The organism is Mycobacterium sp. URHD0025, from assembly GCF_000426065.1.
Taxonomy (GTDB): Bacteria; Actinomycetota; Actinomycetes; order Mycobacteriales; family Mycobacteriaceae; genus Mycobacterium.
In genome coordinates, this window is the sequence record NZ_AUEQ01000023.1 from 1 (window position 1) to 20699 (window position 20699).

The 20699-nt window shown below is 65.7% G+C and carries 25 protein-coding genes; 11 read left to right on the top strand and 14 right to left on the bottom strand.

Annotated elements, in window-relative coordinates; genetic code table 11:
* Positions 1 to 282 (bottom strand): helix-turn-helix domain-containing protein (locus tag H977_RS36180; protein ID WP_155946871.1); only part of this gene is annotated, 282 nt, incomplete at its 3' end.
* Positions 283 to 401: 119 nt separating this feature from the next.
* Complete coding sequence (arcA, locus tag H977_RS0127730; protein ID WP_029110915.1) at positions 402 to 1610, bottom strand: arginine deiminase; 1209 nt, start codon at positions 1608 to 1610, stop codon at positions 402 to 404.
* Between the two features lie 33 nt (positions 1611 to 1643).
* Between arcA and soxR the strand changes: the two genes are divergently transcribed.
* Positions 1644 to 2075, top strand: coding sequence for a redox-sensitive transcriptional activator SoxR (gene soxR / locus H977_RS0127735; protein ID WP_029110916.1), 432 nt, complete (start codon positions 1644 to 1646; stop codon positions 2073 to 2075).
* Between the two features lie 34 nt (positions 2076 to 2109).
* Positions 2110 to 2706, top strand: a complete 597-nt coding sequence (locus H977_RS0127740; RefSeq protein WP_029110917.1) for an alpha-ketoglutarate-dependent dioxygenase AlkB — start codon at positions 2110 to 2112, stop codon at positions 2704 to 2706.
* A gap of 6 nt (positions 2707 to 2712) precedes the next feature.
* On the opposite strand, the gene H977_RS0127745 is transcribed toward H977_RS0127740, so the two are convergent.
* Positions 2713 to 3387 (bottom strand): DUF5642 family protein, encoded by a 675-nt coding sequence (locus tag H977_RS0127745; RefSeq protein ID WP_029110918.1) that lies wholly within the window; start codon positions 3385 to 3387, stop codon positions 2713 to 2715.
* A 47-nt stretch (positions 3388 to 3434) separates the two neighbouring features.
* Positions 3435 to 4124 carry a DUF5642 family protein gene (locus H977_RS0127750; RefSeq protein WP_029110919.1) on the bottom strand — a complete coding sequence of 230 codons (690 nt, stop codon included), beginning with the start codon at positions 4122 to 4124 and terminating at the stop codon, positions 3435 to 3437.
* A 154-nt stretch (positions 4125 to 4278) separates the two neighbouring features.
* Between H977_RS0127750 and H977_RS34075 the strand changes: the two genes are divergently transcribed.
* The gene (locus H977_RS34075; RefSeq protein ID WP_231396074.1) at positions 4279 to 4545 is read left to right on the top strand and encodes a hypothetical protein; all 267 of its coding nucleotides are present in this window, start codon (positions 4279 to 4281) and stop codon (positions 4543 to 4545) included.
* A gap of 141 nt (positions 4546 to 4686) precedes the next feature.
* On the top strand, positions 4687 to 5382 hold the full coding sequence (gene lpqN / locus H977_RS0127760) for an envelope biogenesis lipoprotein LpqN (RefSeq protein WP_029110920.1): 696 nt from the start codon (positions 4687 to 4689) through the stop codon (positions 5380 to 5382).
* A gap of 2 nt (positions 5383 to 5384) precedes the next feature.
* On the opposite strand, the gene H977_RS0127765 is transcribed toward lpqN, so the two are convergent.
* The 4 genes from H977_RS0127765 to H977_RS0127780 are packed head-to-tail and all read right to left on the bottom strand — an operon-like array spanning position 5385 to position 8450.
* Positions 5385 to 6233: a shikimate 5-dehydrogenase gene (locus tag H977_RS0127765; protein WP_029110921.1), complete on the bottom strand. Its 849-nt coding sequence runs from the start codon at positions 6231 to 6233 to the stop codon at positions 5385 to 5387.
* A complete protein-coding gene (gene pat, locus H977_RS0127770; protein ID WP_029110922.1) occupies positions 6230 to 7231 on the bottom strand; it encodes an acetyltransferase Pat in 1002 nt (333 codons plus the stop codon). Before pat ends, H977_RS0127765 begins: the two co-directional genes overlap by 4 nt.
* Positions 7232 to 7263: 32 nt before the next feature.
* On the bottom strand, positions 7264 to 8031 hold the full coding sequence (gene modA, locus H977_RS0127775) for a molybdate ABC transporter substrate-binding protein (RefSeq protein WP_036477500.1): 768 nt from the start codon (positions 8029 to 8031) through the stop codon (positions 7264 to 7266).
* An 11-nt stretch (positions 8032 to 8042) separates the two neighbouring features.
* Positions 8043 to 8450 (bottom strand): TOBE domain-containing protein, encoded by a 408-nt coding sequence (locus H977_RS0127780; RefSeq protein ID WP_029110924.1) that lies wholly within the window; start codon positions 8448 to 8450, stop codon positions 8043 to 8045.
* Positions 8451 to 8593: 143 nt separating this feature from the next.
* Between H977_RS0127780 and H977_RS0127785 the strand changes: the two genes are divergently transcribed.
* A complete protein-coding gene (locus tag H977_RS0127785; RefSeq protein ID WP_029110925.1) occupies positions 8594 to 10051 on the top strand; it encodes an aldehyde dehydrogenase family protein in 1458 nt (485 codons plus the stop codon).
* Between the two features lie 13 nt (positions 10052 to 10064).
* On the opposite strand, the gene H977_RS0127790 is transcribed toward H977_RS0127785, so the two are convergent.
* The 3 genes from H977_RS0127790 to H977_RS0127800 all read right to left on the bottom strand — a co-directional run bounded on the left by H977_RS0127790 (position 10065) and on the right by H977_RS0127800 (position 11768).
* Positions 10065 to 10619, bottom strand: a complete 555-nt coding sequence (locus tag H977_RS0127790) for a hypothetical protein (RefSeq protein ID WP_029110926.1) — start codon at positions 10617 to 10619, stop codon at positions 10065 to 10067.
* On the bottom strand, positions 10616 to 10891 hold the full coding sequence (locus tag H977_RS0127795) for a hypothetical protein (protein ID WP_029110927.1): 276 nt from the start codon (positions 10889 to 10891) through the stop codon (positions 10616 to 10618). The genes H977_RS0127790 and H977_RS0127795 overlap by 4 nt, the downstream gene beginning before the upstream one ends.
* A 139-nt stretch (positions 10892 to 11030) precedes the next feature.
* Entirely contained in the window at positions 11031 to 11768 is a 738-nt protein-coding gene (locus H977_RS0127800) for an SDR family NAD(P)-dependent oxidoreductase (RefSeq protein WP_029110928.1), read from the bottom strand.
* Positions 11769 to 11920: 152 nt separating this feature from the next.
* Here H977_RS0127800 and H977_RS34080 point away from each other — a divergent pair, with 152 nt between their 5' ends.
* Positions 11921 to 12778 carry an enoyl-CoA hydratase/isomerase family protein gene (locus H977_RS34080; RefSeq protein WP_231396075.1) on the top strand — a complete coding sequence of 286 codons (858 nt, stop codon included), beginning with the start codon at positions 11921 to 11923 and terminating at the stop codon, positions 12776 to 12778.
* Here the strand turns inward: H977_RS34080 and H977_RS0127810 are convergent.
* Complete coding sequence (locus H977_RS0127810; RefSeq protein ID WP_029110929.1) at positions 12772 to 13386, bottom strand: TetR/AcrR family transcriptional regulator; 615 nt, start codon at positions 13384 to 13386, stop codon at positions 12772 to 12774. The genes H977_RS34080 and H977_RS0127810 overlap by 7 nt on opposite strands.
* Before the next feature lie 47 nt (positions 13387 to 13433).
* Entirely contained in the window at positions 13434 to 14270 is an 837-nt protein-coding gene (locus tag H977_RS0127815) for a helix-turn-helix transcriptional regulator (protein WP_029110930.1), read from the bottom strand.
* An 88-nt stretch (positions 14271 to 14358) separates the two neighbouring features.
* On the opposite strand from H977_RS0127815, the gene H977_RS0127820 reads away from it, so the two are divergent.
* Positions 14359 to 15306 carry an SDR family oxidoreductase gene (locus H977_RS0127820; protein WP_029110931.1) on the top strand — a complete coding sequence of 316 codons (948 nt, stop codon included), beginning with the start codon at positions 14359 to 14361 and terminating at the stop codon, positions 15304 to 15306.
* 72 nt (positions 15307 to 15378) lie between these two features.
* On the opposite strand, the gene H977_RS0127825 is transcribed toward H977_RS0127820, so the two are convergent.
* Complete coding sequence (locus H977_RS0127825) at positions 15379 to 16038, bottom strand: hypothetical protein (RefSeq protein WP_036477506.1); 660 nt, start codon at positions 16036 to 16038, stop codon at positions 15379 to 15381.
* Between the two features lie 46 nt (positions 16039 to 16084).
* Between H977_RS0127825 and H977_RS0127830 the strand changes: the two genes are divergently transcribed.
* The 4 genes from H977_RS0127830 to H977_RS0127850 all read left to right on the top strand — a co-directional run bounded on the left by H977_RS0127830 (position 16085) and on the right by H977_RS0127850 (position 20677).
* Positions 16085 to 17518, top strand: coding sequence for a cytochrome P450 (locus tag H977_RS0127830; protein ID WP_029110933.1), 1434 nt, complete (start codon positions 16085 to 16087; stop codon positions 17516 to 17518).
* Between the two features lie 409 nt (positions 17519 to 17927).
* A complete protein-coding gene (locus H977_RS0127835) occupies positions 17928 to 18770 on the top strand; it encodes a hypothetical protein (RefSeq protein ID WP_029110934.1) in 843 nt (280 codons plus the stop codon).
* Positions 18771 to 18872: 102 nt separating this feature from the next.
* A complete protein-coding gene (locus H977_RS34085; RefSeq protein ID WP_051289168.1) occupies positions 18873 to 19775 on the top strand; it encodes a hypothetical protein in 903 nt (300 codons plus the stop codon).
* Positions 19776 to 19819: 44 nt separating this feature from the next.
* Positions 19820 to 20677: a hypothetical protein gene (locus tag H977_RS0127850; RefSeq protein ID WP_196808344.1), complete on the top strand. Its 858-nt coding sequence runs from the start codon at positions 19820 to 19822 to the stop codon at positions 20675 to 20677.
* Positions 20678 to 20699: the final 22 nt, after the last annotated feature.

Here is a 20699-nt window from a genome sequence, read left to right on the forward strand (position 1 = left end):
CGTCGAAGGCGCACGGCGCAGTCGTGTCGCGATCGACCGTATCGACTCATCGGCATGAACGCCGACCTGGATCTCTATACGTTCCTCGAGGGTCAGCCGTGGCCGCGGCCCGCAGATATTCGGTGTGCTTGCACGGGGTTTCACTCCACCAGCTTCACGGAACCACCGACGACCGCACGTTGCCGACACGCCGGCCGCCTCACCGGCCTCGCCCGCGAGAAGGCCTCGTCGGATCTGCTCCCAAAACAACGGCTTCCTCGACTGGAACAACGATCGCGCCATCACAACACTCCTCAATCAGAAGGGTGTTGCATCGACCCCTTGAAACCGCCCGTGCTGTCGCGACCGTGGTGCAGAAAACGGCGAAAAGGGCGCAGGCAAACAACGCGAAACGAAACGCACTAGAGCAGATCCCGCGCCGCCGGACACGACATGCAGCGTGGCCCGCCGCGGCCGGTGCCCAGCTCCGAAGCCTCGATCGGCAGCACCTCGATACCCGAATCAGCCAGCCGCGCATTGGTTTCCGAGTTGCGTTCGTAGGCCACCACCACCCCTGGCGCCAGGGCCAGGGTGTTGTTCCCGTCGTCCCATTGCTCGCGTTCGGCCGTGACCGGGTCGAGCCCGGTGTCGATCACCCGCAGTTGGTCGATTCCCATCGCGTCGGCAGCCGCCTGCACAAAAGGCACTTCGTCGTCGATCCGGATCCCGGCCTCGGCGCGGTGAATCGTGAACGCCGACAACGAGTGCACGACATTGGGGTACATCACCACCGCGTCGACATCGACCATGGTGCACACGGTGTCCAGGTGCATCTGGGCCCGTTCCTGCCGGATCGGCACCGCCAGCACGGTGTGGGCCAGATCGTCGTCGAACAGGCTGCGGGCCAACGCCTCGGCGCCGGCCGGCGTGGTGCGCTCCCCCACTCCGACCGCCACCACCCCGGGCCCGAGAAGCAGGACGTCACCGCCCTCGACGGGTGCCGAACGTGACTCGTACGCGCGCCGCACGCCGAGGAACCGCGGATGGTGGGCGTAGATCAGATCGGTCAGCGAGGTCTCGCGGACCCGGGCCGGCAGCGCCAGCGACGTGATGGCCACGCGGGGCCCGATCCAGAACGACGAATCCCGGGTGAACAGCAGATTGGGCAGCGGCTCGATCACGAAATCTCCGCCGTGGTGCATGAGCCGCACCAGTGACAGTTCGGCACCGTGGAAGGGCACCTCGTTGAAGGTCATCCCGGCCATCAGGATGCGGGCCAGATCGCCGGGCGCGAGGGTGCGCAGATACGACGAAAGTTCCTGGGCCAATGGCACACCCAGGCGTCGCGCGTCAACCGCCGCGGAGATCCCGTGCATGCGGGCAGCGCCGCTGTGCGCCAGTGCCTCGGTCAGCAGATCCGCCAAGAGCATCACCTCGACCCCGCGTGAGCGCAGCACCTCCGCGAAGGCGTCGTGCTCCCGCTGCGCCTTGGCCACCCACGGCAGCCCGTCGAACAGCAGGGCGTCGTTGTTGCGCGGTGTCAGCCGCTGAAGCTCCGGGCCGGGCCGGTGCAGGATGACGGCGCGCAGTGTGCCGACCTCAGAGTTGGAACCGAACGCCGCAGTCTCCACGCCATGACGTTAACTCAACTATGGTTGAGGTGTATGGAGACGCACGAGTTAACTCCTGGCGAGATGTCGCAGCGCAGCGGCGTGGCAGTGTCGGCTTTGCACTTCTACGAGCGCGAGGGCTTGATCGCCAGCCGCCGCACCACGGGAAACCAGCGCCGCTACGCGCGCGAGACACTGCGCCGCGTGGCATTCATCCGGATGTCGCAGCGGCTGGGCATACCGCTGGCCCGGATCCGGGATGCACTGTCCAGCCTGCCCGACGACCGGGTGCCGACCAGCAAGGACTGGAGCCGGCTCTCGGCCGGGTGGCGCCAGGACATCGACGACCGGATCCTGCACCTACAACGCTTGCGCGACAACCTGACCGGATGCATCGGCTGCGGTTGCCTGAGCCTGAAGACCTGCCAGTTGACCAACCCCGGCGATGTCCTGGCCGAACGCGGTCCGGGCGCCTCTCGCCTTTGACACAGTCGAACGTCTGTGCGATACACTCGCGCGCATGGAGCTGGCGTTGCAAGGCTCACTGTTCGAGCACGCTGAACGTCGTCGATTAGGCAACGGCGCCTGGGTCGAGCTGCGCTCGGGCTGGCTGCCCGACGCCGACTCGCTGTTCGAAGAGTTGATGGACGGGGTCCCGTGGCGGTCCGAGGAGCGCCAGATGTATGACCGCGTGGTGGCGGTGCCACGGCTGGTGAGCTTCCACCACCTGCTCGACGAGCCGGTGCCGCATCCGCGGCTCAAACAGATCCGGCGCAGGCTCAACGACACCTTCGGTGGCGAGCTCGGTGAGCCCTTCACCACCGCGGGCCTGTGCCTGTACCGCGACGGCAACGACAGCGTCGCCTGGCACGGCGACACCATCGGGCGCAGCCGCAGCGAGGACACCATGGTGGCCATCGTCGGGCTCGGCGCGACAAGGGTTTTCGCACTGCGCCCGCGCGGCGGCGGTCACGCCCTTCGGCTACAGCACCGCCACGGCGACCTGTTGGTGATGGGCGGATCGTGCCAGCGCACCTGGGAGCACTCGATACCCAAGACCACCAGCCTGGTGGGTCCGCGGATCAGCATCCAGTTCCGCCCGCACGACGTGCGCTGAGGGTCGCTAGGCCCTTACGTCGGCGACCGCGGAGTTGAGCAGGTCGTGGGCCCGTTTCTGGTCCACCGGTGTCACCGGCTTGCCCGGCTCCACCAGCGGGTTGGCGGTGACGATCACCATGAACGTGTCGAAACTGGCGACATAGTTGTACAGCTCGCCGGTCCGCGCCTGGCCGCCAACGGCGGTCTGCACGATGCGATGGGTTCCGATGGTGCGCGCCCCCTCGATCTGCGGGGCCTCGACCACATCCACCTGCCCGCGGATCCCCGGACCCAGGAACTTCACCTGCTTGCAGGCGTCGCCCGGGTCGTTCAACGGGACGGGTTCGGAGGTCTCCACCGCCAGCACGATGAACCGGTTTCCCGCACCTTCGGCGGACGTGGCAGCCATGTTGCCCTTCAGCCCCTCCGGCAATGACTGGCCTTCGGCGAACTTCGCGCAATCGGCGGGATCCACTTTCACCCCTGGCGGCATCTTGTGGGGCGCCAGCATTTTCGGGTCGATTCCGGTGGGCGGCACATCGGTGACCTTGAACTCCGGGCCGAATGTTGAGCGCACCTTGGCGACGTTGGCGATGTCCGCGTGGGCGGAAGCCGACTGGTCCGATTGACCGCAGGCGACCAATCCGGCGGCGCAGACGAGGACGCCCGCGGTGGCGAGCAAGACGTGGTGGTTCTCCATCGCTGGATAACATACCTGGGCTCGTCGACATACCCGGCGCAACCGGCTCAGCCGCGTAACGCCGAAACCGTTTTCACCAGCAGATCGGTGATGAATGCCGTATCGAGCGCCGGATTGGGCGATCCGGGATCGGTGACGACGGTGATGAACAGGTGATAGACACCGGCCTCGACGGTCAGATCAGCGGTGTACGTGTCCGCATGGGATCGGGTTTCGGTGCCGCCTTCGACGACGGTGGTGATGGCGGTGGACATTCCGGCGGTCACAGCGCCCTCGATCGCCGGGGCCGCGACGGTGGTCACCGTCCCGACAGAATGCCCGCCAGAAACGCTCCACTGTTGGCAGGGCACGTCGGGATGGGGTTCGGCGGGTGCATCCTTCACCTTCGCGACGGCCGCATAGACGATGCCGCCCGGCCCGGAGGCCGACCAGCCCCGGCCGGGTTCGGTTTCGGGTGCAGCCGGCGCCGCGCACTGTTCCGGGTCAGCCGCCCACTGCGGACCGAAACCCCACAGCGACACCGGGGTCGCCAGCGGATCGATCGCGACCACCTCGTAGCCGGGCGGCAGATCCTGGCGCACCCGTTCGATGCGGGCCGGATTGACCGTGACAGTTTCGCCGGTGGCCTGCGGCGACGAAGACGCCGGTGCCTGTTCCGGCGCCGACCGCGGTCCGCATGCCACCCCGCAAACCAGGGCGCACACCAGCGGGACCGCCGCGACGGCGAAAAGGCGCACGGCGTGTTGATACCACAGCCCGGGTTTGCTGTCGAGAACGGAGGCGGCGCCGGTTGTCAATCGAATTTCGGTCACCGAAAACACGACAAGCGTTGCGATACACCGGAATTTAATTGCCGCAGGGCTGGTTTGCACCGGAAGGACATCCACGACGATGGGGGCGCGACCGGTGTACGAGTTGGCGGGGGCTGTGTTGGCCGGCGGCGCGCTGTCGGCCATGGCGCTGGGCTTTCCCGCCGCCGCGCCGGCCGCGCCGTCGGGGGTCGGATCGGCGCAGGACACAGCGGACGAACTGCAAGGCCTGGGTTACGACGTCGTGATCGACCGGACCGGGACCGCGCCCCTGGACCGGTGCACCGTTCGGTCGGTGCGCCCGTCTCAGAGCGCCCCACGGACGGTCTATCTGTCGGCGCATTGCTGAGGGCGCCATCGGCGGCCCGAACATTTCACTGTGCAATAGATCGCGCCGCCGGACTGCGGCTTCTGCCAGCTATCGGCCAGGAAACCGTTTATCGTGCAAATCAGTTGCGCCTCACGGGGGCGTCCAATCGATTGGAGACCGATGACCACCTCACTGAGGGCCGGCGGAATCGTCGTCGCCGCCTTGGCGCTCGGGGTCATGCTGGCCGGCTGCGGCGGCAAGACGGTGTCCGGCACCGCGACTGAGGCGACGGCCGGAGCCGGCGAGACCAGCACCGAACCGTCCAAGACCGGTGACGCGGGCACTCCGGCCGGACACAAGTACACGATCGTCGATTACATCCGTGACAACAAGATCACCGAAACACCGGTGCATCGCGGTGATCCGGGTACGCCCATGTTGGACCTGCCGATACCCGAAGGCTGGCAGGACGCGACATCGACTGCTCCCGAATGGGCTTGGAGCGCAATGGTATCCACCGATCCGGAGTTCGCCGCGGATCCGCCGTCCATCATCGCGCTGATGTCCAAGCTGACCGGCGACGTTGATCAGGCCAAGATCTTGGAGTACGCCCCGAACGAGATCAGGAACCTGCCGGGCTACCAGAACCAGGGCGACGGGTCCGCCGACCAACTGAGCGGATTCGATGCGTACCAGATCGGCGGCACGTACGTGAAAGACGGCGCCACGCGGTTGATCGCTCAGAAGACCGTGGTGATCCCCGGATCCGACGGCCTGTTCGTGTTGCAGTTCAACGCCGACGGCACCGAGGATCAGATGGTCCCGCTGATGGACGCGACCACGACGATCGACGAGCAGACGGTCATCACCCCGTAGCTTTATTGCCGCGAGAAGGCCGACGCCGCGGCCACCTGCTCAGGCGTCGGCCGCGCTCCGGTGTAGCGCTCGAATTGTTCGGCGGCCTGCAGCGCGATCACCTCCGCACCGGTGATGATGGGCACGCCGGCCGCTCTGGCCGCGGCGATGAGTGGGGTTTCGGCGGGCATGGCCACCACGTCGACGACTGCCCTGGCCGCCTCGATGGTCGCCGGTTCGAACGCGCTGCGGTGTTCGTCGGGCCCGTCGGCCATCCCGATCGGGGTCACGTTGACCAGGATGGGCGCCGTGAGTGCGCCGACCTCGGAGGCATAGGCGTAGCCCAGTGCCTCCGCGAGCGCGCGCCCGGCGTCGGCATTGCGAGCGACGACCGTTCCCTGGTGAAAACCCTTGTCTCGCAGCGCCGCACCGACCGCCTTGGCCATGCCCCCGCTGCCCCGCATCAGCACCGCGTCGCCCGGGTCCAACCGCTCGACGAGGGCCTGCACGGCCAGATAGTCGGTGTTGGAGGCGGTGAGACGGCCACCGGGAACCGAGAGGTCGTTGACGATCGTGTTGACCGCGTCGATCGCAAGGGCCGACGGTTCGATCTCGTCGACGAGGGCCATGACGTCCTTCTTGAACGGCATCGACACCGAGCAGCCCCGGATGCCCAAGGCGCGTACACCACCGATGGCCGCGGCGATATCCGTTGTGGTGAAAGCCTTGTAGAGGTAGTCCAAGCCGAGTTCGTCGTAGAGGTAGTTGTGGAAGCGCGTCCCGATGTTGCTGGGCCGGGCCGCCAGGGAGATGCACACCAGCGTGTCTTTGTTGAGTGGTGGCCGCCGGGCGCGGGCGGGCCCCTCGCTCACTGACTCACCGCCCGGATCACCTGGCGCGTCGCGTCTTTGATCTTCGCCGCCAGCTCGGGTTCCAGGCTGAGCGAGTCGACGGACGGCACCGGGACGTCGGTGAGCACGATACCCAGATCCTCGCGCTCCCATACCGCGCCGAGCCGGTCAAGGATACGGCGCATCGCGTAGTTGTCACTCAGCACCCGTGCGGTAAAGCGTTCTATACCAAGGTAATCCGCAGATACCACCAGGGCGTCCATCAGGAAGGTACCGATACCGCGGCCCTGATACTCGTCACCGACGGTGAACGCCACCTCGGCGGTGGTCGCGTCGTGCCCCTCGCGCACCACCCGGGCGTCGGCCACGACGGGGCCCAGGGCCCCCTCGGTCATCACCCAGACGAAATGGTCGGCGTAGTCGACCTCGAAGAGGTACTCGAGCAGGGCCTTGGTCGGCTTACGGACGGATTGGAAACGCCGGTAGAGGGTTTCGCTGGAGAATTCGACAGGTCCGTTCAGGGTCCGCTCGACGTCCCCTGGCAGGACGGGCCGTAGATAAAACCAGTCACCGTTGCGTACCTGCACCGGGATGGGTGTGATGAACCCGGCCAGCCGCTGGCGGGCGATACGGACCAGCCGGTCGAACATCCCGGGCAGATGCAGGATGACCTCGAAAGCCTCACGATCGCCGACCCATCCCGTCACCGGATCGAGGGCCGTCACGGTGGCAGTGCGCGTCGCGTCGCGCAACAGTGCGATCTCACCGATGATCAGGCCGGGTTCCAGATCGGCGACAACCGCCTGTCCGTCCGGCCCGTCGTGAACCACCCGGGTCCGCCCCGAGGCCAGCAGCATGAACGTCAGGGCCGGATCACCCTGCCGGATCAACACGTGCCCCGCCGGGACCGACAGCGGGCGCAGCAGGGCGGTCAACGGCGCCAATACCGACGGCCTGCATCCGGCGAAGAACTCCAGTGCCGCCAGGTCATCAGCACTGATCTCGGTCAGATCGGCCACAGTCCCAGGCTACGGCGCCACCCCGGGCTCGGTCAGGGCTTGGCGAATCCAGCCTTGGCGAGAGCCTTTTGGCCGGCCTCACCGGTCACCAGATCGACGAAGCGGTGAGCCAACTCCATGCGCTCGGAGTCCTTGAGCACGGCGATCGGGTAGGTGTTGACGGCCTGAGCCGCTTCGGGAAAGGCGACGCCGGCGACCTTGTCCGCGGCTCCCGCGATGTCGGTGACGTAGACCAGGCCGGCGTCGGCTTGTCCGCTGGTGACCTTGCCCAGCACATCGGTGACCGAGGTCTCCTCGCTCACCGGGTCCAGCGTCACCCCGGCGGCCTTTTCGACCTTTTCGGTGGCAGCGCCGCAGGGCACCGGCGGCGCACACACCACAACGCTGGTGCCCGGCTTGGCCAGATCGGCGAATGACTTGATGCCCTTGGGGTTTCCGGGTGCGACGGCGATGGTCAAGGTGTTGGTGGCGAAGTTCACCGGGCCGCCCTCGACGAGGTCCGCAGCCACTGCCTTGTCCATGTTCCGGGTGTCGGCCGAGGCGAACACGTCGGCGTCAGCCCCTTGGCTGAGCTGGGTGACAAGGTCGGAGGATCCGGCGAACGAGAACTCAACCGAGCTCCCCGGGTTGTCGGTCTCGAACTGCCGACCGATCTCGGTGAACGCCGATTTCAGCGAGGCCGCGGCGAACACCGTGATCGAGCCGCCCCCGGAGCTCGAGGGCGCCGAGGCATCGTCGGCCGAGGAGCAGCCGCCGATCAGAGCGGTCGCGCTCACCGCGCTGAGCGCCAAGGCGAACATCCGGGTGGGGTTCACGAGTGTCCTTTCGGGGTTTCCACGATCACGGTCGTGGCCTTGACCACCGCGACGGCGATACTGCCGGGAGCCAGGCCGAGTTCACGTACCGACTGGCTGCTCATCAGCGACACCACGGTGAACGGCCCACACTGAATCTCCACCTGGGCCATGACCCCATCGGCGATGACGTCGGTGACCAGCCCGGCGAAGCGGTTGCGCGCCGAGCTGCCGATACCGAGCGGATCCTTGGGCGCCGCAGCGGCGTTGGCGCGGGCGAACGCCGCCAGCGCGGCGCCATCGATCACCTTGCGCCCGGAACCGTCGAGATGGGCCGGCAGCGCCCCGTCGTCGATCCAGCGCCGCACGGTGTCGTCGCTGACCCCGAGCAGTTCGGCCGCCTCGCGGATCCGGATGTCTGGCACCGCGTCAGCGTATCCGCACCGCATCAACCCAACAACCGCAAACACGGCGAAATTGCCGCTCACGATCCGCATATGCGGTCTTGACCGTCTCGGTTCGCGACTGCTAAGCAGATGCTCAGCATTTCGACGACGAAGGGAACCCTATGGAACTGCAGACGGTTTTGGAAGAGCTCCGCAACCGACCGGGCACAGGCGAGACCATTCCGGTCATCGACCCCGCGACCGAGGAGCAGATCACCGAGTTCCGCGACTGCGGTCCCGACGCGGTCAACGAGGCCGTCGCCGCCGCGAAAGCGGCCTACCAGTCCGGGATTTGGACCGACATCCCGGCCCGCCAGCGCGCCAAGGCACTGTGGAAGCTGGGCGATCTGATCGATGAGCACGCCAAGGAATTCGCCGAGCTGGAATCGCTGGACGCCGGGATGCCCCCGATGCAGGCAGAGATGATCGTCTCCACCTGCGCGGAGTTCTTCCGCTACTACGCGGGCTGGTGCACCAAACTCAACGGCAGCAGCTACCAGGTCCAGATGGAGGGCGGCGTCAACAGCAACTATTCCAACCTGCACGCCTACACCACCAAGGAGCCGTATGGCGTAGTAGGACTCATCTACCCGTGGAACGGCCCACTGTTCAACGCCTGCGCCAAGATCGCACCGGCCATGGCCGCCGGCTGCTCCAGCGTCGTCAAACCCGCCGAGGAGACCCCGCTGTCGGCGGTGCTGCTGGAACGCCTGATCGGTGAGGCCGACGTGCCGGACGGCGTGGTGAACTTCGTCATCGGCTACGGCGCCACCGCTGGTGCCGCGATCACCGCACACCCCGACGTCGAGAAGGTCGCCTTCACCGGCTCGACCGAGGTCGGCAAGCAGATCATGCGGGATTCGGCGGACAACCTGAAGAAGGTGACCCTGGAGCTGGGCGGAAAGTCCCCGGTGCTGATCTACGAAGACGCCGACCTGGACATGGCGATCATGATGGCCTCGATGGGCATCTTCGTGCACTCGGGGCAGGGCTGCGTGTGCGGATCACGAATCATCGTGCAGCGCAGTGTTTATGAGCGCGTGGTGCAGGGCATCGCGATGATCGGAGACAACCTGGTACTGGGCGGCCCGAAGGACGAGGGCGCCATGATCAGCCCGCTGGTCAGCCAGAAGCAACTCGACCGCGTGCTGGGCTACATCGATCAGGGAAAACGCGACGGTGCCGAAATCGTTTCCGGTGGTTACCGATTGGACCGCAAGGGCTACTTCGTCAAGCCCACCGTCGTCACCAACGTGGACCCAACCACCAGCCGGCTGTACAAGGAAGAGATCTTCGGCCCGGTCGTCACCATCCTGCCGTTCGACGATGACGACGAGGCGATCGCGATGGCCAACGACACCGACTACGGCCTGGCGGCGACCGTCTGGACCACCAACCTGGCCCGCGCGCACAGCCTGGGCAAGCGCCTGCAGGCCGGCATGGTGGGACTGAACTGCCAGCTGACGTTCGACCACAACGTGCCGTTCGGCGGTTACAAGCAGTCAGGCATCGGCAAGGAATTCGGTTACGAGGGCATCGACGCGTACCTCAAGACCAAGTCGATCTGGGCCCAGCTCTAACCCGGCAGCCCGGTCACACCGCGAAGCGGATGGCGGCGAGCTCGAGGGCCTTGCCCTCGAGCCGCTGGCCCAAGTAGATCTCGGCCTGCATCAGCCGTTCGCAGTGCCACCGGATGTCCTCGGCATGCTCCCGGGAAGCCGTGTAGCGCACAGCCATGGTGCTGACGTCGATGCGGCGGGTGTCGCGCACCTTGAGATCCTCGGACACCTGGAAGCCGTCCTCTTCGGCAGCGGTGATGGCCTCCAGCACCTGCCCTACGGCCAGCCGGATGTCACGGCAGCCGTTCTCGGCGATCTCGGAGGCCTCACGCTGGATGTCCCCCTGCTTGCGGATCACCGCGGCATCGGCGTTGACCTGCTCACCCGCGAGCTCGCCCGCGGCGCCCGACCACTCCGCCCCTCCGGGCGCACAAACGTTCTGCCGGTGCCACTCGAACAGTTCCTCGGACTCGGCCGCCAACTGGCGCCAGCGCGCAGCAGCGTCCGCGAGATACGTTGTGTCCCAACTCTCGAGCCGGGAGCGAGTCAGCGCCCCACCTGATGGACCGGCGGCGGCTACGTCATTCACATCAACTCCGCCAGACCTCCGGCGTGTTGTTCGTCGGTCGCGGTGTAGCGGTGCGCGGCCGCGGACAGATGCCCGGCCTGCGTGCTGACGCGACTTGATTGGGAAGCCCGCGCGGTGATCACCGCGTCATCCATCGCCGAGACACCGGTGCTGCTCGGATAGCCTCCGGCATCCAGGCGGGCAGGCGACAGCCCCAATTCGGCAGCGATCATCTCGCTGCTGGTGGCTCCAGCGCGAAGCGCCCCCGGGTCCACCTTCAGATCGTTTGCCATAGCAATCCCCCAACTGGCCAATCTGCTCCCCGAGGCTAACCGAATCACCTGCGTTCCGTCTCGGGGCTGAGCAAGTATGCCATTGCCAACTGGCGTCGACCAAGAGTGGGTTCTCCCCCTGCCGGCCACCCGATGGTCATCAACCGGCCATCGTCAAGCCTCCACTGACACTGAGGACTTGGCCAGTGATGAAACTGGCATCGTCGGAGGCGAAAAACAGTACCGCCTTGGCGACCTCTTCGGGTTTCGCGACGCGGCGGAACGGGATGGCTCTGATCAGCCCATCGCGAACCTTGTCCGGAAGCGAATCGAACAGCGGGGTGTCGGTCGGTCCAGGGCAAACACAGTTGACGTTGATCTGATGGCGGGCCATCTCGCGCGCGAGCGACTTGGTGAAGGCGATCACCCCGCCCTTGGTGCCGGCGTACACCGTCTCCCCCAGACTGCCCACGCGTCCCGCATCGCTGGCAATGTTGACGATCTTTGCCGTGCCTTCCGTTGCGAGGATGGTTTCGAGGAAGGCATGGGTGAGCCGAACCGGTCCGAGAAAGTTGACCGCGACCAATGTCTGCCACAGCGTGTCGTCGTTGGACATGAACGGCTCGACCCGGTCGAAGCCCGCGGCGTTGACGATGACGGCCGGTGTTCCGTGCGCAGCGACAACGTCGTCGCGCAGTGTGCTCACGGCCTCAGGGTCAGCCAGATCGGTCACGTACGCGGTGGCTCGCGCGCAGTCCTTCACCGTCTGGGCGAGACCTGCCTCATTGCGGTCGACGGCGGCGACCGTGGCGCCGCCCTCTGCCAGCCCGATCGCGATGGCTCGGCCGATTCCCGATGCCGCACCCGTCACGACGGCGACTTTGTTCTCGAATCGCACGATGCGACCTCCCGATCTGCGGTGATGTGGACGCTACGGCCACTATCGGTCGCCAGGCAATAGAAATCAACCACTCGGTCGGTAATTGACTCAGTCGGTCGAAAAACCGTAGCTTCGGTTGAACCACGTGCGTGAGCAGAAGGGGTACCGCCATGAACTTCTCCGACTACCAACAGTTGACGCTGACCCGACGGGACAACGGCGTCCTGCTGATCACGCTGAACCGGCCGGAGAAGTACAACGCCGCCGACGAGGGCATGCACACCGAACTGGCCAACATCTGGAAGGACGTCGCAGCCGACCCGCAGACCCGGGTCGCCGTGATCACCGGCGCGGGCAAGGCCTTCAGCGCAGGCGGCGACCTGGCCATGGTCGAGCGGATGGCCGGCGATTACGACCGGGTGTCACACATGCTCGGCGAGATGGGCGACCTGGTCTACAACATGATCAACTGCGACAAGCCGATCGTCTCGGCCATCAACGGTGTCGCCGTCGGTGCCGGCGCGGTGGCCGCCCTGCTCGCCGACATCGCGATCATCGCCGAGGACGCCCGGATCGGCGATGGCCACGTCAAACTCGGCGTGGCGGCCGGTGACCACGCCGCCATCATCTGGCCACTGCTGGCCGGCACGGCCAAGGCCAAGTACTACCTGATGACCGGTGAGATGATCGGCGGCATCGAGGCCGAGCGGATCGGCATGGTCGCCAAAGCCCTTCCACGCGAGGAGGTTCTGGACGAGGCACTGCGGATCGCAGACAATCTGGCCACCGGCGCACAACAGGCGATCCGGCTGACCAAGCGGGCTCTCAACAACTGGTTGCGCAATGCCGGCCCGATCTTCGACCAGTCCGCGGCCTACGAGATGTTGACTTTCATGGGACCTGACGTGGTGGAGGGCTACACCGCCTTGCGCGAAAAACGCGCGCCGCACTTTCCGTCGGCGGAGCCGGCGAGACAGAACAGCCCGTCGGCGGAGCCGGCGAGACAGAACAACCCGGCGGCTCAGTAGAAGAGGCACAATGCACGGTCGACGATCGCGGCACGCAGTTCAGCCCGATTCTCGTCGTGCAGGCCCGGTCCGATCCACACCGAAGACTGGTTGAGGATGCCGTGCAGACACTGCAGGGCGACATTGACGTCGGGACAGGCGAATTCGCCGTCGGCCACACCACGTTCCACCACCCGGCGGAAGACCGCGTCGTGACGGCGACGCATGTCCTTCATCGGATCCTCGAAGATCTCCGGCCAACCGCGTGGCCACGAGAACACCGCGGCCACTTCCGGCGCAGTCTCGGTGAGGATCCGGATCTGTTCATCGATCAGCGCCGCCAGATGTTCGCGGGCATCGACCCTTCCGAGCTCGTCCTCGCGTGCCGCCAGCCGCTGCAGGACCTCCTGGGTGAGGGTCTCCAGTGCCGCGGCGACCAAGGCGTCCTTGGATGAAAAGTAGTGGTAGAGAGTGGCCTTGGCGATGTCGGTCTGCTCGGCGACGACTTCCAGACTCATGCCGCCGTAGCCGGCCTCGGTGAGGATCCGGGTCGCGGTCTTGACGATCTCGGCCTTACGCCGGTCGCGACGGCGTGCCACACGACTGGAGCCCGCCGGCTGATCCTCCACGCCTCATACTAACCAGGCCCGGTCGGCTATTCGACCGCGTGGACGAATCACAGCGCCGGCGCACCGACCACCGAGAGCAGCTGCAGCTTCTCGTAACTCTCACTGCCCGGTTCCGCGGTGTAGACCAACAGCGAGTGGGACTGCTCGGGATCCAGCAGGATCTGGCAGTGCAGTTCCAGGCTGCCCACCTCAGGATGCCGGTAGCGCTTGACTTCTCGCGGCCGGATACCGATCTCGTGCCGGTCCCAGAGGTCCCGGAACTCCCCGCTCTCGGCGGTGAGCGCGTCGGCGAACCGAGCGGCCCTGGACCCGGGCCCGCGCACCGCCAGCACCGCCCTGAGCCCGGAAACATAGAGCCGTGAGTAGAACTCATGGTCTTCGGGCGGGTAGAGATCACGGACTTGCGGGTCGGTGAACCACCGGTACCCGATGCTGCGCGACAAACCGGTGTAGCGGCACAGGTCGCCGACCAGTGCGACGCCGACCGCCGTCTGTCGCAGGGTCTCTCCCAGTTCGGTGACGATCTCGGCCGGCGTGTCGGTGAGTCTGTCGAAGATCCGCATCATGCCGGGGCTGATGTGGTCACTGCTCGAGCCGCGCACCGGCGGTTGATGGCCGGCCAGGCGGAAGAGGTGGTCACGCTCATCGAGGGACAGATGGAGCCCTTGTGCGATCGAGGCGATCATCTGCTCCGAGGGCTGCGGTCCGCGTTCGCGCTCCAGTCGCGAGTAGTAATCCGTCGACATATGACACAACGCCGCAACCTCCTCCCGCCGCAGCCCGGCGGTACGACGACGCTGCCCGCGCGGAAGTCCGACGTCCTCCGGCTGTAGCGCCCCTCGACGACGGACGAGAAACTGCGCCAGGCCGGCTCGATCGATCATGCGTGCCATTTTGTCGCGGAACCCGCTCGCTCAGCCACGGATCGTCAGGCCGTGGATACGACAGACTCCGGTGGGCACGCTTGAGCGCATGCCACATCATTACGACATCACGATCGAAGACCTGTCCGGAAAGCGGGCGATGGTGACCGGCGCAAGCGATGGGATCGGCCTCGGCATCGCGATAAGGCTGGCCGGGGCCGGCGCAGAGGTGGTCATGCCGGTGCGGAATCCGGCCAAGGGCGCCGCGGCCGTCGCCAAGATCCGCGCACAGCACCCGGACGCCGCGGTGTCGCTGGAGGAACTCGATTTGTCGTCCCTGGCCTCGGTGGCGGCTCTCGGTGAAAAGCTGCGCGCCGAGGGTGCTCCACTGCACCTGCTCGTCAACAACGCCGGAGTGATGACCCCACCGGACCGGCAGTCCACCGAAGACGGGTTCGAATTGCAGTTCGGCACAAACCATCTGGGCCACTTCGCCCTCACCGCTCATCTGCTGCCACTGCTCAGGGCCGGCCGCGCCCGGGTGACATCTCAAACCAGCGTCGCTGCCCGCAGCGGCGCCATCAACTGGACCGACCTGAACTGGGAGCGTTCCTACGACGGGATGTCGGCATACCGGCAGTCCAAAATCGCGGTCGGGCTGTTCGGGCTTGAGCTCTCCCGTCGCAGCGCGGACTCGGGCTGGGGCATCACCAGCAACATCGCGCACCCCGGCGTAGCCCCGACCAGCCTGCTGGCGGCGCGCCCGGAAGTCGGCCGGGCCAAGGACACCGCCGGCGTCCGACTGATCCGCCGACTGTCTGCGCACGGCCTCATCGTCGGGACCGTGGACAGCGCGAAGCTCCCGGCGCTGATGGCCGCCGCGTCAGCCGACGCCGAGGACGGCATGTTCTACGGACCGCAGTGGCCAGGGCACGTAGGCGGGCCGCCCGGGCAGCAAAAACTCTGGAAAACGTTGCGCGACACCAAGGACGCCGTACGCCTGTGGACGGTGTCCGAGGACCTGACCGGGGTCACCTTCACCGTTGGAAGCCGATGAACTCGCCGCAAGCCTGGAGAACGAAACGTATCTCGTCACGCACCCTTGAGGTGAGGACTTGCCATCCAGCGCCTAAGTCGCAGTGGTCCGCGCACGCGCCACTTGGGCGGCTCCGTTGCCCGTGATCAACCAGAGTGTCGCGAGCTGCGCGATGAAATCCTCGACAGACAGGTGGACGCCGCCGTTGACGAATTCCAGGATGGCGTCGGCTGTCCCGCCGACGATGAACGCCGGGGCCACCTTGGCCAACGGATCCGTTTCCAACTCGACCCCGTGGACTGTGCGCCCGTGGTCGATGAGTACGTCGGTGAGCCGGTGCATGACCGTGGTGCGGTGGGCATCGAGTTCGGGCGACGCCGCGACTCCGCCGAGCAGGACATGCGCGCGACGCGGATCGTCGACGAGTGCCCGCACAGCGGCCGACACACTCGCCATTGCCTGAATCTCCAGTGGCTCCTGCGCGGCCGCGTCCGCTGCGGCCACCGTGGCGCTGCGCACGCCGTCGGCGATGTCGTCCACGACGGCGGCCGCCACGGCGTCGAGATCGGTGAAGCTCTCGTAGAAGTATCTCTTGTTGAGATTTGCTGCCGTGCAGAGCTTCTCGACCGTCACCGACCGCCACTCGTTGCGCGTCATCACGTCCATCGCGGCTTCCAGCAGACGCTCGCGTCGTTGCCGTCGGCGGACGTCCGCCGATTGGCCTCCATAAGCACGATTGGTCGTTGACACCACCCGCACAGTCTGGCACGGTTTCGTACCAGATAGTCGAGGAGGGCCGATGGAACTTTGTTCGCCCGCGAACACGCACCGACTCCAAACCTTGGGCGCCGCCGTAACCTCACGATTCCCCAGCGGCGAACGCCCCCTGGCCGCTCCGCCTCCCGGGTCGAATCTGAAACCCGTCATGGGCAACTACGGTTTCCCGTTCCTGGGCCACGTGTTGAGCTCGCTGGCCGATCCGCTGGCCTTCGCGCGGGACCGCTACGAGCGATACGGGCCGGTGTCGTGGGCCGGCGGCGTCGGTTTCCGCGTCGTCGGACTCATGGGACCCGATGCCCTGGAAACCGCCTGGGTCAACCGCGACAAGGTGTTCTCCAGCACTCGCGGCTGGGCGCCGGTGATCGGGCCGTTCTTCCACCGCGGGATGATGCTGCTGGACTTCGACGAACACCGCGACCACCGCCGCATCATGCAACAGGCCTTCACGCGGAGCGCATTGGATGGCTACCTGAGATTGATGCTGCCCAGCATCGACCGCACGCTGCGCAATTGGCCCTCGGCTCAAGCCTTTCCGTTCTATCCGTCCATCAAGCACCTGCTGCTCGAACAGGCCGCCGAGGTATTCGTCGGTACGCACCTCGGCCCCGAATCCGATCAGCTGTCGGCGGACTTCCACGACACCGTGCGGGGCGGGCAGGCGCTGTTGCGGGCGGATGTGCCCGGGGGCGTGTGGGCCAGGGGGCTACGAGCCCGGGAGCGGCTCGAGCGGTACTTCGCCGATCAGGTTCCCGAACGGCAGCGCGGCGACGGCACCGACCTGTTCTCGATGTTGTGCCGCAGCGAGGACGAGGACGGCGCCCGGTTCGCACCGACCGACATCGTCAACCACATGATCTTCCTGCTGATGGCCGCCCATGACACCACCGCCATCGCGCTGTCCATGCTCGCCTACGAACTGGGCCGGAACCGGCAGTGGCAGGAGGCGCTTCGCGATGAGGCGACCAGCCTTCCGAATGACCAGCCGACGGTGCTGGACCTGGACGCCTATCCCTTGCTCGACGCCGCGTTCAAGGAGATCCTCCGGATGTACGCCCCGGCGGGCGCACTGTTCCGCCAAACCGTCCGGGACACCGAGATCCTCGGGCACTTCGTCCCGCGCAAGACCCAGGTTGCCATCAATGTCTATGCCTCCATGCGGCTTTCCGACTGGTGGCCCGACCCCGACACGTTCGATCCCGAGCGGTTCGTCAACAATTCCGCGTCGCGCGCCACGGTGAGCCGCTACGTGTTCGCGCCGTTCGGCGGTGGCGCGCACAAGTGCATCGGCCAGCAGTTCGCCGACATGACCGTCAAGAGCACGATGCATCAGATGCTGAGGCGGTTCGAGTGGAGCGTGCCCGCCGGCTACCGTCCCCATCTGACCTGGGGAACCGGGCCCACACCCGCCGATGACCTTCCCATCGATTTGCGGGCCCGGGTCCGCGGCCGGTAACGACAAACGCGGCCCGGGAGATTCTTCCGAACCGCGCTGACCTGTTCAAACTTTGTGGAGGCAATCGGAAGAACTGAGGGGACCCGATTACTGGTCCAGTCGCTATGGCATCTCCAAGACCAGAGTCGCTACCGTCCCGACCGAGTGCGAAGTGCCCGACAATAGGCTGGTGACAGACAATCTGCTGCCACAGGTCGAGTACGACCGCCGTACTCGATGGCGTTTGTCTCCCACCTGCTTGCTGGCTGTTACCCGGCAAGCATCACTCCCACGCTGATGGACGCGGTTCGCCACGACCCACACGGCGCCCGGATGATGGCAATGGGCCGACGACGGAGCGGCGGCCTCGGGAATACTGACCGGTCTTGCCCCAGTTGCCGAAGCGACCAATCTGGCCGATCCCACCCAGGTGGCCCAGGCCACCCGCGCCGGGGAAATCATGCACGCGGTCGACAAATGGGCGGGAGGCAACGCGTCCGACTTGCTCGACATCTTCGGTACCAAGGGCGAATCGCTCGGGCAGGTCAACCCTGAACTGGCACGCGGCCTGGCCGAAGCCAACAGGCCCTACATTGACGACATGATCGGCAACAAACTCGACAAGACCCTCGGCTTCGAGACCCTGGACAACGTCACCACTGACGCCGCGATGCCCAACACCCGTGACCTGTTCTCGGTGATCGACACCGACAGCAAGGCAGGCGACGTTCTCAACAGCCAGGCCTATCTCAACGGCATTCAATACCAAGACCAATTCGAACAATCAATCATCGACGGTGACACCGTGAAAACCGGGGACATGCACAGCGCGGGCACCCTACGCGGCGTCATCGACACCGCAGCCAACATCGCCGACAACGACGCGATCAAGTACGGCAACCTCCAAGACGTGGACGCCTACAAGAGCCGCGGTGAATGGCTCGACATCGCCAAGACCGCCGGCAAGGAAATCCCCATCCTCAAAGACATCCTGGACGGTTACGGCAAGATTCCCGGCGATCCCTTGCGAGAGATGATGGTCGGTCAAGCACCCACCGCCGACCCGGCTAAACCCATGACCATCTCCAGCGACGATGCCATCCAACGCTCCGTAGCCCAACACCTCATCGACCACAACATGGGCGACACGAGCGCCTTCGCCGAAGATAAGCTGATCGACCCCGAGACCGGAAAGATTAAACCCTTCGACGAAATCGAACAGCTGGGCAAAATGGACAAGTTTCGAGACGCTGCGGACGCCTACTTTGCGTAGCGTGCGCGACGAAGTCGACAGCGGTCTCGAACGCTACGGCACAGGTTACCGCGACACCCTGCCGATCCCGGACGCGCAGACCCAACACAAAGAGCCCGAGAATTGACCGCACCCACCGTCGCACGCATCTGCGGCGCCCTGCTGGCCGTCGGTCTGACACTCACCGGGTGCCAGACCGCTGACGAACCGGCCCCACCGCCGACCGAGCACAAATTGGCGAATTGGCCTGAGCAGTTGGAGGGCTTCAGGTTTCGATGGACCGCCGAACCCGGCATCGACCTGGTGTCGGGTCCGGCGGTGCCGCTGCGCGCATATCTAGAATCGCACCGGATCGGAGATATGACAGCTGACGCCCGCGACGCCTACCCCGGGTTCGCCCGAGCCGTCCCTCACCCCGGCAAACCCCGCGACGCCTCCCGATCCGACCTGCCCTACGAGCTATGGAACATTCAACCTGGGACTGAGTTTCCGGCATTGACGCTTATGCCGGTCGCGCCGCACCCGTTCTACGGCAACGAGTACTTCCACATCCTCGAACTCACCCCGACAGAGAACGGCGCCGGATATCGGGCGTACGTGTGCGACGGCCGGTACAACATCTTCCGGGACGCCGAAAACACCGGCACGTTCGAACCACTCCTTCCCCGAGGCGATTCTCCCGACGAAGAACCGGCGATCAGGCTATGGCGTGTCGAGTTCACCGACCATCCCAACCCACCGGTGCCCGACGCGCCGGCAGCGGTCACCACCCCGCAAAAAGGCCCCAACCCCGCCCCATTGAGCGACGTATTCGGACCTTGGCAAATCACTGGCGCCAACAGCATCGGGTCTTGGGGCCCTCGGCGCAGCGAGCACACCTATGACGGCTGGAAAGAGCGCGAGCAGCAGTGCCGCGCCAAGATGCCCCACGACGCGGCCCAGCGCCAAGCGATCTACGCAAGCAAACTCGACACCCCACCCGGCCCAGAACCGGCAGTGCCCGGTTGGCCCGACGACGTCGCATGAGGCGCCGAGGATGGGGCACGGCCCTGGCCCGGCTATGCGCAGTCGTGCCAGTCGTTGTTTCTATGGTGGCCTGCGGTTCCAGATCGTTGTCTGCCGGCTGGCCGGATTCGCTGGAGGGGCTTCGCTTTCGCTGGAGTGCTGATATGGGCGTCGATCTCACATCCGGTCCGGCTGTGCCATTGCGGGCGTATCTGGAGTCGCACCGCATTGGGGATATGACGCGCAACACCGACCTTGTCTATCCAGGATTCCAGCGTGCTGCACCTGCGGTAGGCAAGCCCAGAGACGACGTCAGTTCGGATCTGCCCTACGAGCTATGGGATATCCAGCCCGGCACCGACCTTGTTCTAGGTGACGCCAAGCGGTATTTCGGCAACGAGTACTTCCACGTTCTTGCTATCGAATCGATTGGCGATGCTACGCATCGTGCCTACGTCTGCGATGGCCGCTACAACATCTTTCGGGAAAGTGACAAATCAGGTACCTACGTATCGGCCTTCAATACGTCCGAAGGTGCCACCAAGGGCCTCACTGGCCCAGACCTTGCGGGAATCAAACTGTGGCGAATCGAATATGCCGACGGAACAACGGCTGCCGGCGGTTCTTCGATCACGCAGGCGATCTACCCGCAGAAGGGCACCAGACCCGCTCCTCAATCCGACGTGTTCGCCGGCTGGCAGATCATCGGCGCCAATAGTGAAGGGCTATGGGGCTCAAAGGATTTCCCTGATTCCACTCCGGGCGGCTTAGGCAGAGGCAAGGATTACCAGAATCTCTATCTGCAATGCTTGGACAAGATGCCCCACGACACAGCCCAACGCCAAGCGATATACCAAAACGAACTTGATGCGGCACCCGCCCCTGAACTGGCCGCGCCTGGCTGGCCGACCAATATCGCATAGTCACCCGCGCCGAACGTTGCTC